Origin of the sequence: Pseudomonas sp. PS1(2021), from assembly GCF_020405165.1 — a bacterium.
Classification (GTDB): Bacteria; Pseudomonadota; Gammaproteobacteria; order Pseudomonadales; family Pseudomonadaceae; genus Pseudomonas; species Pseudomonas aeruginosa.
In genome coordinates, this window is sequence record NZ_CP084484.1 from 2,090,411 (window position 1) to 2,108,379 (window position 17,969).

A 17,969-nucleotide genomic window follows, 5' to 3' on the forward strand; every position below is an offset into this window, starting at 1 on the left:
GGACCTAGCAGGCCGCGACCGCCACGGCGGCAGGCTCCGGCTGGAAGCGCGCGGCGAGGAACGGCGCGATGTCCAGCGGCAGCGTCTCTTCGTGGACCAGCCGGTCGAGCAGCACCCCGGTGATCGCCGACGTGAGGATGCCGGTGCGGAAATGCCCGCAGGCATTCAGGTAGCCCTCCACTTCAGCCACCGGACCGAGAATCGGCAGTTCGTCCGGCGAGCCCGGGCGTAGGCCGGCCCAGGTGCGCTTGAGGTTGACCTGTTGCAGCTCCGGCACGCAACGCACCGCGCCCTGCACCAGGCCGGCGATTTCCGGGAAGGTGTTGCTGACGTCGAAGCCCTTGTCCTCGGTGGTGCTGCCGATCAGGATCTCGCCATTGTCCTTCTGCGCCATGTAGCAGTCGCTGGTGGTCAGGCAACCGTTCAGCAGTCGTGGCATGCGCTCGGTGAGGACGATCTGGCCCTTCACCGGCTTCACCGGGATGCGCCGGCCGGTGGCCATTTCGCTGAGTTCCGCGGCCCAGGCGCCGGCGGCATTGATCAGGGTCCGGCAATGCAGCACCCCGGCATTGTCCGTGCGCACCCCGCTGATCCGCCGGCCCTGGCGCAGCACGCCGGTGACGTTGGTTCCCGGCAACAGCTCGACGCCGTTCTGGCGCGCCGCCTCCAGGTAGGCGTCGGCCAGGCGGAACGGGCTGACCTGGTGGTCGCAGAGGAATTCCAGCGCGCCGTGGGCCGCGTGGCTGACCGCCGGCTCGGCACGACGCAGTTCCTCGCGGTCCAGCCAGCGCACCTGCTCGGCCAGATGCGGGATCTGCGCCACGATGTGCTCGGCGTACTGGCGATCCTCGTCGTCCTGGATCACGTATTTCAGCCCGGTGCGCTCGAACTTGAAGTCCATCCCGTGGCGTTCGATCAGTTCTCGGTGCAGTTCCGGGTACAGCGCGTTGGATTGCAGGGCGAGGTCGAAGAACGCCGGCGGCAGGATGTGCGGCGTGCTCGCGTCCACCGCCACCGCCGCGCCCTGGGCCTCGCGCCGGTTGCGGGAGGACATCATGCGGAAGAAGATCACCCCGCAGCCCAGTCCCACCGATTCGCCGATGGCCCAGAGGCCGCCGGCCGAGGCGCGGGTGGCGTTGCCCGGGCGCTTGTCGTCGACCACGGCGATGCGCAGGTTGCCGCGCCTGGACAGTTGGTAGGCGCAGGACGCGCCGATCACGCCGCCGCCGGCAATCACGATGTCATAGGTTCTGTTCATGTTCAGGCTTCCGTACCGAGGTTCTGGAATGCGGAAAACGGGATCGGATCGATCGGGAAACGCGGCCGCAGCCAGCCGACGTCGTGGCGTCCGGTGGCGCGGCGCAGGCGATCGCTGCAGTAGCCGATGCACATCCGCCCCTGGCAGTCGCCCATGCCGGCGCGGGTGCGCATCTTCAGCCCGGCGATGTCCTGCACGCCCTGTTCGAGCGCGCGCTCGATGTCGCCACGGGTGACCTGTTCGCAGCGGCAGATCACCGTATCGGCCCGCGCCAGTTCGACCTGGCGGGCGCCGCGCTGGGTGTAGCGCTCGACTCCGGCGCGGAAGCGCTTGATCGCCTCCAGGCGGGCGAGATGGGATTCTCGGCGTTCGATGGCCTCGGCGGGCGCGATGGCCTCGCGTTGCAGGAGGATCGACAAGGCCGCGATGCGCCCGCCGATCATCGCCGCCTCGCCGCCGCGGATACCCGCCATGTCGCCGGCCAGGTGGATGTGCGGTTGGCTGCTCTGCTGCCAGACGTTGCATTCCGCGCGCAGGTATCCGTCGTCGCTGAAGCCGTGCTCCAGACCCAACTGCTGGCTGAGCTGGGTGCGCGGGATGAAGCCATAGCCGACCGCCAGGGTGCTGGCCTTCACCGGTCGCGCGTTTTCCAGGTCGGGCCGCCACTCTTCGTCGTAGGGCGCTACCGTCACTTCCGTCAGTTCCCCCTCGCCGCTGGCCTCCACCACGCCCCAGCCATAGTGCAGCGGAATGCCGTTGAGCTTGAGATAGCCGAGCATGCTCAGGCCGTCGAGGAACAGTTGCGGCTTGTTCAGCAGCGCCAGGCTTTCCCTGGCCATGCGGCCGAACGCGCAGGCCTCGTAGACCCCGGCGACACGTACCCCGGCCGCATGCAGCTGGCAGGCCACCAGTGGCAGCAGCGGGCCGCTGCCGGCGATCAGGGTATCGCCCAGGGGCTTCACCACGCCGCTCTTGATCTGCAATTGCAGGCCGCCGAGGAGCATCACCCCGGGCAGGGTCCAGCCGGGGAACGGCACGCTGCGCTCATGGCAGCCGGTGGCCAGGAGCAGGTGCGAATACTCCACCTCGTGCAGCTGTTCCGCCTCGTCGAGGACCATCAGGCGCTGGCCGTCGCCACCGACCACGCGGCTGTTCAGGCGCAGGTCGATGTGCCCGGCGCAGGCGGAGAAATCGCGCCGCAGTTTTTCCAGCATCCGGGTGTAGCGCGCGCCGAGGTAGGCCGGATCGACGCCGGCCCGCAAGGGGCCGCGATAGACCACCCCGCCGGGACGCGAGGCCTCGTCGAAGAGGACGCAGGGGACCCCGCGCCTGGCCAGCTCGATGGCTGCGGCCATGCCGGCCGAGCCGCCGCCGACGATCACCGGGCGCAGGTTCATGGCCGTTCCTCCTGGTCGAAGCGGTTGCTTTCGGTTTCCACCCGCATGCCCGGCCGGACGACGGTCTGGCAGGCGCGGCGCTTGGGCCGGCCGTCGATGGCGACCAGGCAGCAGTGGCATACGCCCATGCCGCAGAAGGCGCCGCTGGCCTGGCCATGGTCGTTGCGCGCGAGCCGGCGCAGGCCCACGGCATTGAGCACGTTGAGCACGGTCTCACCGGCAGCCGCCGCGACGGGCTGGCCATTGAGGTGGATGGTCATGTCTGCCCGCGAGAGGGGCTGGATATCGTGTTGACGTTCAAGAAGGTGCATTGCCCTTTCATCCGTGAGAGAGAGTCGGGAGCCGGCGACACTAGGAGTCGGGCCGGGCGCGGACATTGATCCATGACAGGTGGGTATCTTCCCCTGCCAATTCTGGTAGGTGGGGTGCAGGCGTTCGCGCGGAAAAGTCGAACCCGCGCCTACCCCAGGGTGCCAAGCAGCAAAGCCGGCTCACCCGTGGAGGCCCCATGCTGCAATCCTTCCAGCCGCCCTGGTGGAAACGCGCGGTGATCTACCAGGTCTACCCGCGTTCGTTCACCGACAGCGACGGTGACCTGCCCGGCCTGGTCGCGCGCCTGGACCACCTGCGCCGCCTTGGCGGCGACGCCCTCTGGCCGTCACCGGTGTATCGCTCGCCCGACCCCGGCGCTGCCGCCGCAGATCGCCACCACCCGTCGTTCCGTGATGTCTGACTCAGTGCGCGCGGGCCACGCCGCGCAAGAGGTTGGCGCTGAGCTTGTCGGCGTTGCAGGTCGCGATGTTGGCCAGCGAGACGATGCCTACCAGGCGCTTGTTGCGATCCATTACCGGCAAGCGGCGCTTCTCCAGTTGCGCCATGTTCTTCGCCACATGGTCCACTTCCTCGTCCTCGAAGCAGTAGCGCAGTTCCCCGCTCATCACCTCGCGCACCGGGCGGTCGGCTCCGAGTCCATCGGCGAGGCCGCGCACCGCCAGGTCGCGGTCGGTGACCACGCCGGTCAGGCGCTCGCCCTCGTTGACCAGCAAGGCGCCGATATCGGCTTGGCGCATCAGCAGCGCCGCCTCGCCGAGGGTGGTCTGGGGGGTGACGGTACGTACTTCGCGACTCATGATTTCACGGACTTTCATCGTTCTGTCTCCTTCTTCCGGCGCGCCGTTTTCGGCGCGGCTCTCCCTGCTTGTGAATCGCCCGCATACGGGGAGTTCGAAGTTTCTTCCCGGCGTCGCAGTCATCTACCTAGCGCTCGCGCGGGCAGCGTGCGGAAAACAAAAAATTTGCCCGCGTTTTCTGATATCTCGCCGCTGCCCGGATTCTTATTCTCGACTCCTTCTTTGGCATATGCGGGAAAACGAACCATGCGTATCGACGGTCATCGTCAGGTGGTTTCTAACGCAACGGCACAGCCCGGACCGCTACTGCGCCCTGCGGATATGCAGGCACGGGCTCTACAGGACCTGTTCGATGCGCAGGGGGTGGGGGTTCCCGTCGAACATGCCTTGCGCATGCAGGCGGTGGCCAGGCAGACGAATACCGTCTTTGGCATTCGCCCGGTTGAAAGAATCGTCACCACGCTGATCGAAGAGGGTTTCCCGACCAAGGGCTTCTCGGTGAAGGGGAAAAGCTCGAACTGGGGTCCGCAGGCGGGGTTCATCTGTGTCGACCAGCATCTCAGCAAGCGGGAAGACCGCGACACGGCGGAAATACGCAAGCTGAACCTGGCTGTGGCGAAGGGAATGGATGGCGGAGCCTATACCCAGACCGACCTGCGGATCTCTCGGCAACGCCTTGCGGAGCTGGTGCGGAATTTCGGCCTGGTGGCAGACGGTGTCGGGCCGGTTCGCCTCCTGACCGCGCAGGGCCCCAGCGGCAAACGCTATGAGTTCGAAGCCCGCCAGGAGCCGGACGGTCTCTATAGGATCAGCCGCCTGGGGCGGTCGGAAGCGGTGCAGGTACTGGCCAGCCTGGCTTGCGGGCTGGCGATGACCGCCGATTATGACCTCTTCCTGGTAGCGCCCTCGATCGAGGCGCATGGCAGTGGTGGTCTCGATGCAAGAAGGAATACCGCGGTCAGATACACCCCCCTCGGTGCAAAGGATCCCCTGAGCGAGGACGGATTCTATGGCAGGGAGGATATGGCCAGGGGAAACATCACTCCGCGCACGCGGCAACTGGTGGACGCCCTCAATGACTGCCTGGGCCGGGGGGAGCACAGGGAGATGTTTCACCACAGCGACGATGCGGGCAACCCAGGCTCCCATATGGGTGACAACTTCCCGGCCACCTTCTACCTTCCCCGGGCCATGGAGCATCGGGTCGGAGAAGAGTCCGTTCGCTTCGACGAGGTCTGCGTGGTGGCGGATCGGAAGAGCTTTTCCTTGCTGGTCGAGTGCATCAAGGGCAACGGCTATCACTTCACCGCCCATCCCGACTGGAACGTGCCGCTGCGGCCCGGCTTCCAGGAGGCGCTCGACTTTTTCCAACGTAAGGTCTGATGCGCGAAGGTCGTTGGCAAAGCCCGCTTTCCCCGGCGGCATGGGCATCCTGCCGCCTGTTCGAACGGGACTTTCCGAAGCCCCGGACCGGCTCTCTTCGGCCGATGTGAAAACGGCGCATCCCGTTGGGGATGCGCCGTACGCTTCAGCGGTTCGGCACGGTCAGGACGAGCGTCCGCCGCCGTGGCTGTGCTGGCCACCCTTGCGTCCTGCCTCGGAGGCCTTTTCCCGATCGTTGGCGAAGTTCCCGCCGCTCTGCTGGCCGCCCTTGCGGCCCGCCTCGGCGGCTCTTTCCGGGTCATTGGCGAAATTGCCTCCGCTCTGCTGGCCACCCTTGCGCCCGGCTTCGGCGGCGCGCTGCGGGTCATTGGCGAAGTTGCCGCCGCTGGCCTGGCCACCCTTGTGGCCGATCTCCTGGTAGAACTCCTTGCCGTGGCTCCTGGAGGTAGCTGCGCCGCCTTTCTGCCCGGCTTCGCTGGTGCTCATGCCTTGTCGTTTGTCGGTCATGCTCGTGTCCTCCTCTCGAGGGTTGAAAGGGATGCGGCGTTTTTCGCCGCGTGCACTTACTCCGAAGGCTTGCGCGATGGATCGTTCAAACTCTTTGCGGGCGCCCTGGGACGAAAAAATCATTAGCCGATCCAAGGCCTTCCGCTTGCCGGAATATGCTGGGCGGCGCGGGAAACTAAGAATGGATACTCCACTGGCAGGCGGCAGCGGGTATAGGCGAATCGTCCACCGTATGGATCAGTCCGCAAGCCAGGGCGTCTTCCGGACCGAGGATGCGCGGATAGGCCATCAGGTAGCGCGGGATGTCCAGGCGTTCCGGCGCATCACGGGTGTTCTCGGCGACGATCCGGGCGTAAAGCTCCAGGTCGTAGTCGAGGCTCATCGCATATTCCGCCATCCGCGCATGGTCCACCGCGCCATGCAGGGTCCAGTGGAAAGGATGGAACAGGAACTTGCTGTGGGCACTGGCGCTGCGTCGCTCGCCGGCGAGGAACAGGATGTTGCCCATCGACTCGACGGTACCCAGGTTGTGGGTATGTATCGGCACCGGCAGCGCGCGCAGGAAGTTGTACAGGGTAAAGCCGTAGCTGCACTCCCCGCCCATGGTGGCGATGTTGATCCGCAACTCCTCGGCCTCCTGTTGCAGGACCTTGGCGCAAGTGTTGATCAGATTGCCGCAGGTGGACGAATTGATCGGCCCGGTGAAATGGATGATGTGCTGCTTGGACATGCTCGCCTCTCTTTCCGTATCGGTTCCTCGACGGTCTGCAATGCTTCCCTACAGAGGATTGCCGTACGTCCGCCGTGAGCCATCGTCGCGACGAATGGCACCCAGGGAGCGAGGGCCTGCGTTCCTCGCCGGCCTCCACGACTCAACGTGCGTGCAGTGGCCTCCGGGGGCCGGTATCGAGCGCCACCCATCCCGCCGAATGAACTCCGGTGCTGCTGCGCACGCCCCACCTGCACGACCCACAGCCAGGAGCAATGCCATGCGCGCCCTCACCTTCCACGGCAGCCACGATGTCCGTATCGATCGGGTTGCCGAACCGCGCCTGCAGGAACCCGACGACCTGCTGCTTCGCGTGACCGCCACCGCCATCTGCGGCTCCGACCTGCATCTCTACCGGGGCAAGATCCCGATGGTCGAGCAGGGCGACATCCTCGGCCACGAGTTCATGGGCGTCGTCGAGGAAGTCGGCTCGGCCGTGACCGCGGTGCGTCCGGGCGACCGGGTGGTGGTGCCCTTCGTCATCGCCTGCGGCGAGTGCTTCTTCTGCCGCCTGAACCTGCACGCCGCCTGCGAGACCACCAACCCGGGGCGCGGCGCGATCCTCAACAAGAAGCAGATTCCGCCGGGCGCGGCGCTCTATGGCTACAGCCACCTGTACGGCGGCGTGCCGGGTGGCCAGGCCGAATACGTTCGGGTGCCCAAGGCCAACAGCGGGCCTTTCGTGATTCCCGACGTAATGGAAGACGAACGCGTGCTGTTCCTCAGCGACATCCTCCCCACCGGCTACCAGGCGGTGCGCAATGCCGGCATCCGCCAGGGCAGTAGCGTGGCAATCTACGGCGCCGGCCCGGTCGGCCTGATGGCCGCCGCCTGCGCGCGGATGTTGGGCGCCGAGCGGATCTTCATCGTCGACCACCATCCCTACCGGCTGGACTTCGCCGCGCGCACCTACGGTGCGATTCCCATCGACTTCGACCAGGAGGACGATCCCGCCGCGGCGATCATCGAGCGCACCGACGGGCACCGCGGCGTCGACGCGGTGATCGACGCGGTGGGCTTCGAGGCCAAGGGCAGCGTCACCGAAACCGTGCTCACCGCGCTCAAGCTCGAAGCCAGCAGCGGCAAGGCACTACGCCAGTGCATCGCGGCTGTCCGGCGGGGTGGCACAGTGAGCGTGCCGGGCGTGTATGCCGGCTTCATCCATGGCTTCCTGTTCGGCGATGCCTTCGACAAGGGCTTGACCTTCAAGATGGGCCAGACCCATGTACAGGCACTGCTGCCGGCCTTGCTCGAACACATCGGCAACGGCGACCTGCATCCCGAGGCGATCATCAGCCACCGCCTGCGTCTGGACGACGCACCGGAGGGCTACGCCCTGTTCGACGAAAAACGCGAGGATTGCCGCAAGGTCGTCCTGCGCCCATGAGCCATCGCGGCGCGGCGGTTCAGTCGTCGCGCCGTCGCTCCTCGCCGCATCCGCACTGGCGCTCTTCCTCGGCGGCGACGCTTTCCGGCGTCTCGCCGTCCTGCTCGCCCATGTGCTGGTAGCGCTGACGCAGTTCGCGAAGGGTATCGGCGTCCAGGTCGTCCAGACCGAGCAGCGCATTGTGGGCACGTCGGGTGCTGCGCAACAGTTCGTCGATCTTGATATGCAGCGCGTCGGTATCGCGGTTCTGGGTGTTCTGGATGAGGAAGACCATGAGGAAGGTGACAATGGTGGTCGAGGTATTGATCACCAGTTGCCAGGTATCGTTGAAGTCGAAGAGCGGCCCGCTGATCGCCCACAACAGGATCAATCCGAGGGCAACGACGAAGGTTGGCGGGCGGCCGGCCCAGTTGGACAGGCGTTGGGCGAAACGGGAAAAACTCATGGCGGCGGACTCCCTGCTGCATTCTCCCTACTGATGACCGCCCGCCCCGCCGGGCTTTCCAACGACCGGACGAAATGACCGGCGCCCTGCGGGCGCCGGCGACTTCAGGCGGGACGACGGGCTTCGCCGGGGCCCGCTACGTCGGGATCGTCCGGGGCGAATTCCGGTTGCGCCTCGCTCGCCTGGTCGCGCTTGCCCCGCTCGGGACGTAGCGTCGGCGAGGCGGGGCTCAGCGGGGTGTTTTCTGTCTCGGGTGTTTCGCGCTTGGCGGTCATCTCGAGGCTCCTCTCCCGTGCCTCCACGCTAAGGTGCCGGGCGTGGAGGCCGGGACTCGCCCGCCGACGTCGGGCATCCGCGCTCAAGGCGCTTTGTCGGCAGCCGCGCCAGCGCCCAGGTCCGCACCTGTCAGCGGATCGGTCATGGGGTCGGAGCGGGTGCGGTCTGCCATTCGCTGCAACACCTCCTGCTCAGTCTCGGACAGGTTCACGCTGGCCGTGCCGTCGCCTCCATCCAGGGCCGGCTGTGGCGCCTCCACGTATTCCCAGCCATCACCCTCGTTCCAGGAACCGCGCGTGTCGCCCTCGCCGCGCGACATGTTCAGGTAACGCCGGGCGAACTCCGGCATCCCTTGCAGCTTGCCTTGCGGGAAGTTCGGCTGGATCGAGTGCAGGGCCTTTTCGAAGGAAAGCTGGTGCGCCAGCTCGCGGGTCATGAGGAAGGTCAGCGCATCCTTGATGCCGGGATCGTCGGTGAGGTTGATCAGTCGTTCGTAAACGATCTTCGCACGCGCCTCGGCGGCGATGTTGGAACGCAGGTCCGCGGTCGGCTCGCCGATGGTATCGATGTAGGCCGCGCTCCAGGGTACGCCACCGGAGTTCACCAGGGCGGGCCCGCCGCCGTAAAGCAGCGAGGTGATATGCGAGTCGTTGCCGCCTCCGGTCAACGAACGGTACAGCTCGGCCTCCTCCTCCACCGCTTCGGCCAGACGCCCCTTGGCGCCCTTGTTGAGCATGCCGACGATCGAACCGATGATTTCCAGGTGGCTGAGTTCCTCGGTGGCGATGTCCATCAGCAGGTCCTTGCGACCGGGATCGCACTCGCCGAGGCCCTGGGTGAAATAGCGCATGGCGGCGGCCAGCTCGCCCTGCGGCCCGCCGAACTGCTCCAGCAGCAGGTTGGCCAGGCCAGGATCGGGCGCGGCGACCCTGACGGTGTACTGCAGTCGCTTGTCATGTACGAACATGGTTCGTTCCTCTGTGGGTTCGTGGACCTTCCCTCCGACGGACATTCGAACAACGGCTATTCGAAGCGGCGCTTTCATCCTGCGCACGGAAGCTCGGAATCCCGCAGCGGGCGATGGTTCAGAACTTTTCCCCAACGCGTCTCGCCTGGCGCAACGGCGCCGCTGCGCTGACTGCTACCGGTCGGAAAAGAAACTGAACGCTGCGCCCGGCGGCCACCTCTGAGCAGACACATACACACCGAGGAGAACCGCGATGACGAGCAAACAGGAAAACCTGCTGGACTGGCTGCGCGATGCCCACGCCATGGAGCAACAGGCCGAGCAGATGCTGAAAGCGCAAGCCGCGCGGCTGGAACACTATCCGCAACTGAAGACGCGGATCGAACAGCACATCGAGGAAACCCATGGCCAGCAGCGTCTGCTCGAGGAGTGTCTGAAGCGCCTGGACAGCAGTCCGTCGACGCTGAAGGACATCGGCGCCAAGCTGATGGCCTTCGGCCAGGCGGTGGCTGGCATGACAGTCAGCGACGAAGTGGTCAAGGGCGCCATGAGCGGCTATGTGTTCGAAAACATGGAGATCGCCGCCTACACCGTGCTGATCGCCGCCGCCCGCGAGGTCGGCGACGCCGAAACCCTTGCCGCGCTGGAACGCATCCTGCCCCAGGAACAAGCCATGGCGGACTGGTTGCGCGACCATCTGCCGGAACTCACCCAGGCCTTCCTTGCCCGCGACTCTCAGCCGGACACCGAGGCCAAGCGATGAACCCAAGGGTGATCGGGGCGTGCTGCGGGCGATCGGACCCGCAGGCGCCCCTGCTCAAGACCCTGACTTTCGCCATACTGCACTTCAGCATCGCCTTCGGCGTGGCCTACACGCTGACCGGCTCGGTGCTGACCGGCGGCCTGATCGCGCTGATCGAACCCAGTTGCAACACCGTGGCGTTCTATTTCCACGAGCGTGTCTGGCAGCGCTTCGGCGCCCGGCCGCGCCGGGAGAGCGGACACGGCCACGGCAATCTGGTGCCGTCGGAACGCCGCGACTGAGCCGGCGCGCTTCGAGGGCGACGAAAGCCGCCATCGGGCGCAGCAAGCCGGTGGTTCGAGGAGCGACGAGGGTCTCGCGTGTCCGTAGGCGCGTCTCCTTGGAAAGAAGGTTTCCTGGCCTCACCCGCGTTTCGGCAATTCCGTCGAAATCGTCGGTTCGCGATGGAGAAAGCGAGGCCTTTGCCGTTTCGTTTCGCCTGCCTGGAAGAGGCGCCCGTCCATCGTTGCATGTTTCGCTCGCCGGTATCGTCGCGGCTAAGGTCAGAGTAACGATCCACCCTGGAGTATCAGCCATGACTACGCCCCGCATGATTGCCAACAGTTTCCGAAATTACCTGGCTGGCTACGACTGCCTGGTTTCCATCAGCGATACCCATGAAGTCACCTTGCAATTCAGCAGCCATGTCAATCCGCAAGAAAACATCACCATTCCAGGAATCGCCCTCGATCTCCTGGCCAGTGACGAGGCGGTACGCCGGATGAGCGAAGTCCTTCACGACGAGTTCGCCCTGCTCCTCGCCGGTGCCCGCCGTACGCCGCGGATCGGGCGCGCCTGTTCCTGAGCGGCCCGGCTCAGTGATAGCCGGCATCGGCGCTCTTGCCGCGAAATACGTAGTAGCTGCAGGCGGTGTAGCCGAGGATGAAGGGAATGATGAACGGCGCGCTAGCCGGCCAAGGCCGGCTGGAGATTTTCCTCCAGCAGCTCCTCCACCAGCCGGCGCAGTGCCGGATGGCGCTCCTGGCCCGCTTCGCGCAACTTCCGGTAACGCCGCAACTGGCGGGCGGCGGAGGTCTCTTCGAGTAACCCGCAGGCATGCTGGTAGGCCCATTCGTTGCCCTGGCGGGCCTGCGGCCGGCACTGTCGCCAGGCCATTTCCAGCCAGTCCCCGGCACCTACGCAGCGGCCTTCGACGAGATAGCGGCCGGCGCAACCGTAACGCAGCGCCTGCCAGTAGTTTTCCTCCAGGCAGGCGTCGCGCGCGACCGGCAACGCACGCGGCTCCGCGTCCAGCGCTTCGCCCACCAGCGCCCTGAACAGCCCGGCCAGGCTCAGCGCGTCGGCCAGGCGCGGGCAGGCGTCGCAGATACGCAGCTCCAGGGTCGGCACATGGGATGACGGCCGGATCATCCACCAGACCTGGCCATCCTCGCGGATGCAGCCGGTCTCGCGCAGCAGCGCCAGGTGGCGGCGATAGGCGTCCTCGTCGGGCAAGGCAGGAGGAATGTTCATCCTCGGCCACTCGCCGCAGAGTGCCCGTCGATAGCTCGCCAGGCCGCTGCGCCGGCCGCCGCGGAACGGCGAGGATGCGCTCAACGCCAGCAGCAGCGGCAGCCACGGCAACACGCGCTGGAGCACAGCCATACGGTCGTGGCTCGGCGGTATCTCCACATGCACGTGCAGGCCGCAGACCAGGCTGCGCCGGGCCACCCGCCCCTGGTCCTCGAACAGGCGGGCGAAGTGCGCCGCCGGGTTGCTTCGCGCCCGCCGCCAGTCGGCGAAGGGATGGGTGCCGACGCAGAGCGAGCGCAGGCCGAAGTCCATGGCCAGATGCGCCAGGCGTTGCCGGGCCTGACCGTGGAAGCGCGCGGCCTCGGCCAGGGTGGAGAACACCGGGCTGGCCACCTCGACCTGGCATTCGAACATCTCCTCGGCGAAATGCTCGCCGAGCGTGTCGCGGCAGGCCGCGACGAATCCGGCGGGTGCGGAGCGGACGATGTCCAGGTCGGAGGCATCGAGCAGGAAGAATTCTTCCTCGATGCCGAAGCGAAGGCCGCTGGCGGCCAGGTCGTGGGTCATCGGCGCAGCTCCCGGGGTTTGTCTCGGGAAGACGCCGGAGTGCCGTCGAGGTTCGTTTTTTCCGCCGTGAGGTTCCCCGGCGCGCCGCCGATCCTGCCAGTGAAACCTTTTTCCCCTGGTGTCACTCGCACCCATATGTGTGGTCGCCCCGGCCGCCCCCGCAAACCCACGACAAGGAATGCGACATGAGCCTGTCTTCGCCCCTCCCTGCCTCCGGTGCAAGCCCTTCGCCCAGGGTCCGCGACCTGTACCACGCCCTGCTCGACGAGCCCCGCGAGCACCTCGAAGCCGCCGGCGAGTTCCTCGACCAGCAATTGAGCCTGGCCGCCACCCATGACGACGACCTGCCGGAGGACCCCGCCGATTGGCCGGCCTGGCTCGACGCCGGGGCCCGGCGCACCGCCGAGGCGCATGCCGAATACCTCCGGGCACGTCGGCGCGGCGAAGGGCGACGCTACTTCCAGGTTCCCTCCCAGGCGATGCACTTCATTCGCAGCGTGGCCCCGACCAAGCTGGTCGACGGCGCCTGGCTCTATGGGCTGTTGCCGCATCATGGCGAGGAACGCCTGCGGCCGCTGCTGGAGACCTTCCTCGAAGAACTCGGCGACGGCGTCCCGGCACGCAACCACGTCCTGCTCTACCGGCGCCTGCTGGCCAGCATCGGCAGCGAGGAAGTCGAAGGCCTCAGCGACCTCCACTACCTGCAGGGCACCCAGCAACTCGCCCTCGGCCACCTCGCCGCGGACTACCTGCCCGAAGTGATCGGCTACAACCTCGGCTACGAGCAACCGCCGCTGCACCTGTTGATCACCACTCAGGAGCTGCGCGAGCTGGGCTTCGACTCCTACTACTTCCAGTTGCACGTGACCATCGACAACGCCGCCAGCGGGCATGCGCGCAAGGCCCTGCGCGCGCTCTACGACAACCTGCCGCAGCTTGGCGGGCGCGCGGCCTTCCTCGAACGGGTGAGGAACGGCTACCGCCTGAACGAGGTCGGCCTGAGCACTACGCAGGTAATCGACGGCTTCGATCTCGAGGAAGAATTGCTGGCCATGTTCGAGCGCAAGCGCCCCTACGCCGCCGGTATGCATTCGGATCGTTGCCGGATCGGCGGGCGCACGGTGAACCAGTGGCTGGCGGTGCCCGGGCGGTTCCCGGCGTTTCTCGCCTGCCTGGAGGAAGAGGGCTGGATCCGGCGCCATGCCGATCCGCGCGGTAGCCGCTTCTGGAACCTGATCGAGGGCGACCGGGCGGCAATGTTCGGAGTCTTCACTCCCTACGAGCAGCAGTTGCTGTACGACTGGATCGCTGGCGACTGGCAAGCACCCGCTCCGGCGGACAGGGACCCGCTTGCGCCGCTGGCGGAGCCGGCGACGGCGGGCGGAGACGTGGACGCCGAGCAGGTCGCGCTGCGGCGCGAGCTGCTGCGGCTATCCCCCGAGCAGGGCGTCGCACGCCTTCTCGAACTGATGGCCCCGCACCTCCACCACGGGCCCGCCGGTCTCCTTGCCACGCGGATGTTCAGCCAGCGCTGGAGGGCCGCCCATGCCCAGCCTGCATGATCCGCGCCTGGACGTCCTGGTCAGCCTCGGCAACTGGTTGCGAGGCCAGGACTACCGTTTCGTCACCGTCACCCCGGCTACCCATGAGCGCGTCAACGCCCGCCCGGAAAACCGCATGGCCCGGGACCTGGCCGGTATCTTCGGCTGGAGCCGGGCATTCGCCGGGGAAAGCCTGCCGGCCGACTGGCTGACCCTTCTTGCCGGCGCCGACCTGATCCGCCGCGAGGCGGACGGCTGGCGCAGCCAGGTGCGCGTCTCCAGCCTCGGCGAGCAACTGTTCGTCCATTCGGCCTTCCCTACCCTGGCCGCCGACGCGGTGTTCTTCGGCCCCGACACCTACCGCTTCGACCGGCTGATCCGCAGCCACCTGGCATCGTCCGATCCGGCACGCATCCGCCGTGCGGCGGATATCGGCTGCGGCGCCGGCCCCGGCGCGATCCGCATCGCCATGGCCTGCCCGGACGCCGAAGTACACGGGCTGGATATCAATCCGGCGGCGCTCGACCTGGCGCGGGTCAACGCGGCGCTGGCGGGGGTCGGTAACCTGACCCTGGCGCGTAGCGACCTGCTGAGCCAGGCGCCCGGTCGCTTCGACCTGATCGTGGCCAACCCGCCCTATCTCCTGGATGCATCGGAGCGCGCCTACCGGCATGGTGGCGGGATGCTCGGCGCCGGGCTCTCGCTGGCAATCGTCGATGCCGCCCTCGAGCGCCTGGAAGCCGGCGGCAGCCTGCTGCTGTATACCGGCGTGGCGATGGTCGAAGGCGGCGATCCGTTCCTCGCCCGCATCCGCGAACGCCTGGCGTCTCGGGAGTGGGACTGGGACTACCAGGAACTGGACCCGGACGTGTTCGCCGAAGAGTTGGACAGCCCCGCCTACCGCGAAGCCGAGCGGATCGCCGTGGTCGGCCTGCGGGTCACTCGTCCCGCCTGAGGCGCTCCAGGCCTTCCAGGCTCCCCACCAGATCCTCGTTCAGGCGCTGCCAGCGCTCGGCCACCTCGGCCTCGGCCGGAATCACCGCGAGGACCTCGTCATCCACCCACTCCCAGGGCAGGCACAGGCGTTCCGCCTCGGCCCGGCTGGCGGCGCGCACGGTGCGGGCGAAACGCCGCCAGCCGCGCATGTGCTGGATTTCGTAGGTGGTCATGGCTCCTCCGGAAGACAGGGACGTTTGTCTTTCGGCGCTCCCCGCGTCTTCCGGTTCAAGGCCCTGGATGGGCGGTCGCGGACCGCCCGGCACGCCACCTGAACCCCCTCGCGCCGGGCCGGTCCAGACTCCTGAACGCCACAGAAAAGAGGTGCCCGTCATGACCCGCGAAATGGCTCGGCTACTGATCAGTCCCTCCAATGCCTGGCCTCGTCTGCGCCAGGACTACGACCATCACCCTTTCGCCTTCCTCGTTCCGCTGTTGCTATTGCCGCTGCTGCCGGCGGCCTGCCTGTTCATCGGCACTACCCAGGTCGGCTGGTCGCTGCCGGGCAACGACAGCGTGCAACACCTCTCCAGCGGCAGCGCCCTGCTGCTGGCGACGATGTGTTACCTGGGCTTCGTCGCCGGCGTGGTGATCATGGGCTTATTCGTACGCTGGGTGCTGTTCCGCACGCCGTCGCGCCCCAGCGTACCGGGCAGCCTGACCTTCACCACGGCGATCGCCGTGCCCTTGATGCTCGCCGGGATCGTCGCCCTGGTGCCCTGGCGGATCCTCCTGCTGCTGGCCGCGGCGGCTGCCTGCGCCTACTCGGTACGCCTGCTGTTCACCGGCCTGCCGCTGTTCATGCGCATGCAGGAGCGGCAGACATTGTTCTACGCCTTCTGCATCCTCGGCGTCGGCTTCCTGACCCTGCTGACCACCGCCTTCATCTTCATCGAGTTCTGGGGGCAAAGCCTGGCCGGCAGCGGCGAGTACCTGCGCTGAGGCTCAGCCGGCCTTCAGCGTGCCGGTCAGGAACAGGTACAACTCTTCCTGGCCGAACGGCTTGGCCAGCTTGGGCAACTGTGCCGCCGCGCCTTCGATCTTTTCCGCGAAGCCGGTGGCCAGGGCCATCTTCAGCGGCCGGCCCTGGGCCATGACCCGCTCCACCAACTGGCTGCCGTTCATCCGTGGCATCGCCTGGTCGGTCAGGAGGATGTCCAGCTCCGGCGTCGCCGTGAGAATCTCCAGGGCCAGGCTGCCGGAGTCGGCCTTGAGTACCGAGCAACCGAGGTCCTCCAGCATCGCCGCGGTGTTGTTCAACACCAGCGGGTCGTCGTCCACCACCAGTACTCGACAGGACAAGCGCACCCGCTCGCTTTCGCTGGGCGCCTGCGGCGTCGCGCCATTGCCCGTACGGGCGCTTTCCGGGGTTCGCGGGACGGCGGGTATCCAGATGTTCGCGGTGGTGCCGACGCCCGGCTGGCTCTCCAGGGTGAGCCGGCCGCCGAGCTGCTCGGCGAGGCCGTCGACGATCGACAGGCCCAGCCCGGTGCCACGCCCAATTCCCTTGGTGGTGTAGAAGGGTTCCACCGCACGGCGCAGGGTTTCCTCGTCCATGCCGCTGCCGGTGTCGCTGATGCTCAGGCAGATATAGTTGCCCGGTGCGAGGCGATGGGGATTGTCCGCCGGCACCCGCTGGTTGCTCGCGGAAAAGACGATGCGCCCGCCGTTGGGCATGGCGTCGCGGGCGTTGGTGGCAAGGTTGATGATGGACAGTTCGAGCTGGTTGGCGTCGGTCAGGCCGAGGTCGAGATCCAGGGGAAAGCGCGTCTCGATCGATACGCTCGGTCCCAGGGAATGGATCAGCAGGTCGGTCATCCCGCGCAACAGGTCGGGGATCGCGCAGGGCTGCGGATCGAGACGTTGCTTGCGGGCGAAGGAAAGCATCCGCTGGGTCAGGTTGGCGCCGCGCTGGGCGGCCTCCAGGGCGTTCTGCAAGAGGTCGGCGGTGCGCTGGTCGCCGGGCAGGCGTTTCTTCAGCAGCCCGAGGCTGCCGATGATTACCGTCAGCAGGTTGTTGAAGTCGTGGGCCACGCCGCCGGTGAGGTGCCCCAGGGACTCCATCTTCTGGGCCTGGAACAGCTCCTGGCGGGCCCGTTCCAGTTCGCGTTCGGCTTCGATCCGGTGGGTGATGTCACGGGTTACCTTGGCGAAGCCGATCAGCCGGCCATCGCTGTCGCGGATCGGATCGATCACCACGTTGGCCCAGAAGCGACTGCCGTCCTTGCGCACCCGCCAGCCTTCCTTCTCGAAACGTCCTTCGCGTTCGGCGGCGGCCAGGCCGCGGGCCGGTTCGCCGGCCTCGCGGTCTTCGGGGGTGTAGAAGCAGGAGAAGTGCCGGCCGATCACCTCTTCCGGCAGGTAGCCCTTGATCCGCTGGGCGCCGAGGTTCCAGTTGGTGATCCGCCCGCGGTGGTCGAGCATGTAGATGGCGTAGTCGGTAACGCTCTGCACCAGCAGGCGGAACTGCTCCTGGCTGCGCCGCAGCGCCTCCTTGGCCGCGCGCCCTTCGCTGAGGTCGTGGATCAGCTGGGCGAAGCCGAGCAACTGGCCCTGGCTGTCGCGGATGGCGTCGATCACCACCTGCGCCCAGAAGCGCTTGCCGTTGCTGCGCACCCGCCAGCCCTCGGTCTCGAAGCGGCCCTCGGCATCCGCCTGGCGCAGCGCCTGTTGCGGAACGCCGGCGTCGCGGTCCTTGCGGGTATGAAAGCAGGCGTAGTCGCGGCCGAGGATCTTGCTCGCGTCGTGGCCGAACAGGCGCGCCGCGCCGGCGCTCCAGCTGGCGATACGGCCAGCGCTGTCCAGGGTGTGGATCGCGTAGTCGTCGACCGCTTCGTCGAGCAGGCGGTTGCGCGTGGCCTGGTTCAAGGGGACTTTCGGTTTTCTTGTGGTTTTCATGGACGTGTTCACTCGTCGGCTGCTCGACCCGGGCTGCAAGGCACACCCAGCAAGGTAGTACGAAGAACGTCTTCCGGCCGCTCGCTGGCTCGCCCCAGGAACTTGGCCGACCTTTCGGAAGACCCCGGCGCGGCCGGCGAATTCCATTCGCCGGAACCTTGTCCGGAGTATGG

The 17,969-nt window shown here is 67.0% G+C and carries 21 protein-coding genes and 1 pseudogene; 9 read left to right on the forward strand and 13 right to left on the reverse strand.

The window, feature by feature from the left end; all coding sequences use genetic code 11:
* Positions 1 to 4 precede the first annotated feature (4 nt).
* From hcnC to hcnA, 3 genes are read right to left on the reverse strand one after another with little or no spacing between them, the layout of a single operon-like run.
* Complete coding sequence (hcnC, locus tag LE197_RS09745) at positions 5 to 1,258, reverse strand: cyanide-forming glycine dehydrogenase subunit HcnC (protein ID WP_003113686.1); 1,254 nt, start codon at positions 1,256 to 1,258, stop codon at positions 5 to 7.
* A 2-nt stretch (positions 1,259 to 1,260) separates the two neighbouring features.
* Complete coding sequence (gene hcnB / locus LE197_RS09750; RefSeq protein ID WP_003144254.1) at positions 1,261 to 2,655, reverse strand: cyanide-forming glycine dehydrogenase subunit HcnB; 1,395 nt, start codon at positions 2,653 to 2,655, stop codon at positions 1,261 to 1,263.
* The gene (hcnA, locus tag LE197_RS09755) at positions 2,652 to 2,966 is read right to left on the reverse strand and encodes a cyanide-forming glycine dehydrogenase subunit HcnA (protein WP_003113684.1); all 315 of its coding nucleotides are present in this window, start codon (positions 2,964 to 2,966) and stop codon (positions 2,652 to 2,654) included. The genes hcnB and hcnA overlap by 4 nt, the downstream gene beginning before the upstream one ends.
* A gap of 197 nt (positions 2,967 to 3,163) precedes the next feature.
* On the opposite strand from hcnA, the gene LE197_RS09760 reads away from it, so the two are divergent.
* The gene (locus tag LE197_RS09760) at positions 3,164 to 3,388 is read left to right on the forward strand and encodes an alpha-amylase family glycosyl hydrolase (protein ID WP_019726169.1); all 225 of its coding nucleotides are present in this window, start codon (positions 3,164 to 3,166) and stop codon (positions 3,386 to 3,388) included.
* A 1-nt stretch (position 3,389) separates the two neighbouring features.
* Here the strand turns inward: LE197_RS09760 and LE197_RS09765 are convergent, their stop codons facing one another.
* On the reverse strand, positions 3,390 to 3,803 hold the full coding sequence (locus LE197_RS09765; RefSeq protein WP_003089022.1) for a CBS domain-containing protein: 414 nt from the start codon (positions 3,801 to 3,803) through the stop codon (positions 3,390 to 3,392).
* Between the two features lie 228 nt (positions 3,804 to 4,031).
* Here LE197_RS09765 and exoY point away from each other — a divergent pair, with 228 nt between their 5' ends.
* Positions 4,032 to 5,168: a type III secretion system adenylate cyclase effector ExoY gene (gene exoY, locus LE197_RS09770; protein WP_019726168.1), complete on the forward strand. Its 1,137-nt coding sequence runs from the start codon at positions 4,032 to 4,034 to the stop codon at positions 5,166 to 5,168.
* Positions 5,169 to 5,330: 162 nt separating this feature from the next.
* On the opposite strand, the gene LE197_RS09775 is transcribed toward exoY, so the two are convergent.
* Together LE197_RS09775 and LE197_RS09780 are read right to left on the reverse strand one after the other, a co-directional pair.
* Positions 5,331 to 5,675: a general stress protein gene (locus LE197_RS09775; RefSeq protein WP_003113680.1), complete on the reverse strand. Its 345-nt coding sequence runs from the start codon at positions 5,673 to 5,675 to the stop codon at positions 5,331 to 5,333.
* 175 nt (positions 5,676 to 5,850) lie between these two features.
* Positions 5,851 to 6,405 carry a ClpP family protease gene (locus LE197_RS09780; protein ID WP_003113679.1) on the reverse strand — a complete coding sequence of 185 codons (555 nt, stop codon included), beginning with the start codon at positions 6,403 to 6,405 and terminating at the stop codon, positions 5,851 to 5,853.
* A 259-nt stretch (positions 6,406 to 6,664) separates the two neighbouring features.
* On the opposite strand from LE197_RS09780, the gene LE197_RS09785 reads away from it, so the two are divergent.
* Positions 6,665 to 7,831 carry a zinc-dependent alcohol dehydrogenase gene (locus LE197_RS09785; RefSeq protein ID WP_016263504.1) on the forward strand — a complete coding sequence of 389 codons (1,167 nt, stop codon included), beginning with the start codon at positions 6,665 to 6,667 and terminating at the stop codon, positions 7,829 to 7,831.
* A gap of 19 nt (positions 7,832 to 7,850) precedes the next feature.
* On the opposite strand, the gene LE197_RS09790 is transcribed toward LE197_RS09785, so the two are convergent.
* The 3 genes from LE197_RS09790 to LE197_RS09800 all read right to left on the reverse strand — a co-directional run bounded on the left by LE197_RS09790 (position 7,851) and on the right by LE197_RS09800 (position 9,519).
* The gene (locus LE197_RS09790; protein WP_010794157.1) at positions 7,851 to 8,276 is read right to left on the reverse strand and encodes a low affinity iron permease family protein; all 426 of its coding nucleotides are present in this window, start codon (positions 8,274 to 8,276) and stop codon (positions 7,851 to 7,853) included.
* 104 nt (positions 8,277 to 8,380) lie between these two features.
* Entirely contained in the window at positions 8,381 to 8,551 is a 171-nt protein-coding gene (locus LE197_RS09795; protein ID WP_003113676.1) for a hypothetical protein, read from the reverse strand.
* A gap of 83 nt (positions 8,552 to 8,634) precedes the next feature.
* A complete protein-coding gene (locus LE197_RS09800; RefSeq protein ID WP_003113675.1) occupies positions 8,635 to 9,519 on the reverse strand; it encodes a manganese catalase family protein in 885 nt (294 codons plus the stop codon).
* A gap of 253 nt (positions 9,520 to 9,772) precedes the next feature.
* On the opposite strand from LE197_RS09800, the gene LE197_RS09805 reads away from it, so the two are divergent.
* From LE197_RS09805 to LE197_RS09815, 3 genes are all read left to right on the forward strand, one after another.
* Positions 9,773 to 10,282, forward strand: coding sequence for a ferritin-like domain-containing protein (locus LE197_RS09805; protein ID WP_003113674.1), 510 nt, complete (start codon positions 9,773 to 9,775; stop codon positions 10,280 to 10,282).
* Positions 10,279 to 10,563 (forward strand): DUF2061 domain-containing protein, encoded by a 285-nt coding sequence (locus tag LE197_RS09810; RefSeq protein ID WP_003115518.1) that lies wholly within the window; start codon positions 10,279 to 10,281, stop codon positions 10,561 to 10,563. The genes LE197_RS09805 and LE197_RS09810 overlap by 4 nt, the downstream gene beginning before the upstream one ends.
* 293 nt (positions 10,564 to 10,856) lie before the next feature.
* Positions 10,857 to 11,126: a hypothetical protein gene (locus tag LE197_RS09815; RefSeq protein ID WP_023109210.1), complete on the forward strand. Its 270-nt coding sequence runs from the start codon at positions 10,857 to 10,859 to the stop codon at positions 11,124 to 11,126.
* Between the two features lie 10 nt (positions 11,127 to 11,136).
* On the opposite strand, the pseudogene LE197_RS37275 reads toward LE197_RS09815, so the two are convergent.
* Positions 11,137 to 11,238: pseudogene (locus LE197_RS37275) on the reverse strand (hypothetical protein); the annotation flags it as partial.
* Positions 11,228 to 12,361 carry a carboxylate-amine ligase gene (locus LE197_RS09820; protein ID WP_023109211.1) on the reverse strand — a complete coding sequence of 378 codons (1,134 nt, stop codon included), beginning with the start codon at positions 12,359 to 12,361 and terminating at the stop codon, positions 11,228 to 11,230. The gene LE197_RS09820 and the pseudogene LE197_RS37275, both read right to left, overlap by 11 nt.
* A 185-nt stretch (positions 12,362 to 12,546) precedes the next feature.
* Between LE197_RS09820 and LE197_RS09825 the strand changes: the two genes are divergently transcribed.
* Positions 12,547 to 13,923 carry an iron-containing redox enzyme family protein gene (locus LE197_RS09825; protein WP_023109212.1) on the forward strand — a complete coding sequence of 459 codons (1,377 nt, stop codon included), beginning with the start codon at positions 12,547 to 12,549 and terminating at the stop codon, positions 13,921 to 13,923.
* Positions 13,907 to 14,857 carry a methyltransferase gene (locus tag LE197_RS09830; protein WP_003144272.1) on the forward strand — a complete coding sequence of 317 codons (951 nt, stop codon included), beginning with the start codon at positions 13,907 to 13,909 and terminating at the stop codon, positions 14,855 to 14,857. The genes LE197_RS09825 and LE197_RS09830 overlap by 17 nt, the downstream gene beginning before the upstream one ends.
* On the opposite strand, the gene LE197_RS09835 is transcribed toward LE197_RS09830, so the two are convergent.
* On the reverse strand, positions 14,841 to 15,071 hold the full coding sequence (locus LE197_RS09835) for a hypothetical protein (RefSeq protein ID WP_003088994.1): 231 nt from the start codon (positions 15,069 to 15,071) through the stop codon (positions 14,841 to 14,843). The genes LE197_RS09830 and LE197_RS09835 overlap by 17 nt on opposite strands.
* Positions 15,072 to 15,231: 160 nt before the next feature.
* Between LE197_RS09835 and LE197_RS09840 the strand changes: the two genes are divergently transcribed.
* Positions 15,232 to 15,840, forward strand: coding sequence for a Yip1 family protein (locus tag LE197_RS09840; protein WP_003088991.1), 609 nt, complete (start codon positions 15,232 to 15,234; stop codon positions 15,838 to 15,840).
* A gap of 3 nt (positions 15,841 to 15,843) precedes the next feature.
* Here the strand turns inward: LE197_RS09840 and LE197_RS09845 are convergent, their stop codons facing one another.
* Entirely contained in the window at positions 15,844 to 17,796 is a 1,953-nt protein-coding gene (locus tag LE197_RS09845; RefSeq protein WP_023109213.1) for a PAS domain-containing sensor histidine kinase, read from the reverse strand.
* Positions 17,797 to 17,969: the final 173 nt, after the last annotated feature.